This window comes from Collinsella sp. TF09-1AT (genome assembly GCF_003436895.1).
Taxonomy (GTDB): domain Bacteria; phylum Actinomycetota; class Coriobacteriia; order Coriobacteriales; family Coriobacteriaceae; genus Collinsella.
The window spans coordinates 1-1062 of sequence record NZ_QSRC01000021.1 but is presented as its reverse complement, the minus strand read 5'-3'; the positions used below and the strand labels follow the sequence as shown (position 1 = coordinate 1062).

Annotated in this window: 1 protein-coding gene; it reads right to left on the bottom strand. The window is 65.0% G+C overall.

Annotated elements, in window-relative coordinates; translation table 11 throughout:
• Positions 1-1062: SIS domain-containing protein (locus tag DXC90_RS09435; protein ID WP_055252703.1), on the bottom strand; the 1062-nt coding region annotated here is incomplete at its 5' end.

Here is a 1062-nt window from a genome sequence, read left to right as displayed (position 1 = left end):
TTAGTAGTCGAACTGGTGGTAGTAGCGGCGGTACTTGAGGTTGTGCTTGGTGACCAGCTCGTAGTTGCGCGAGAGGCGGTCGGTGGTCAGCACGGACAGGATCCAGGGGGACACGATGACGCGGAAGTCGTCGTCCAGGCCCGGGATCGCGTACTCGGCGGTGTCGATGATGACGTAGTCCTCGTCGCCGGTCACGCCGCTGGTGAGGAAGGCGCGGACGCGCTCGTCGAGGGCGCGGCACTCGTCCTCGCCCATGAACAGGAACACCGGGACGCCGGGCTCGAGCAGCTCGAGCGTGCCGTGGAAGAAGTCGTGCGAGGTGATGTGGCGGATGCGCTTCCACTGCATCTCCTCGAGCAGGCACATGGAGTACAGGATGGTCTCGCCCCACAGCGCGCCCGAGCCGATGAACATGGTGTAGTCGGCCAGCGCGTACTTCTTCGCGAGCTCCTCGGCGCGCGGCTCGAAGCGCTTGCGGATGTCGAGCATGTCCTTCCAGACGTCCTTCGTCTGCTCGATGAACAGGTCGAACTTGGGGAAGCAGCCGCGGCGGTTGAGCAGGCGCAGGCCGAAGCAGTCGGCGAGGTAGTAGCCCTTCTCGCAGCCGCCGGCGCCGTGGTCTGAGGCCATCATGACGCAGTTCTCGGCGCCCACGGCCCGGCCGATCTTGCCCTCGGGGTTGGTCATGGCGTAGACGCGCACGCCCATCTCCTTCATCTTGCCGATGGCCTCGAGCACCTCGGGGGTGGTGCCGGACTCGGAGGCGGTCAGCACGACGGACTTGTCGGTCATGCGCTTGTGGCCCATGACGTTCCACTCGGCGGCGTGGATCAGGTAGACCTCGAGGTCGCGGTCGCCGAACTTGTTCATGAGGTACTCGAGCTGCATGAACTCGTCCCAGGTGCCGCCGACGCCCATCAGGAAGACGGCGTCGTAGCCCTCCTCGTGCACGCGGTCGGCCAGCGCGGTCATCTTCTTGCCCGCCTCGTAGACGTTCCTGCCGTCCTCGAGGTAGCCCTCCTGGTCGAAGTGCATGATCTCGATCTTCTCGGTCTCCTTCAT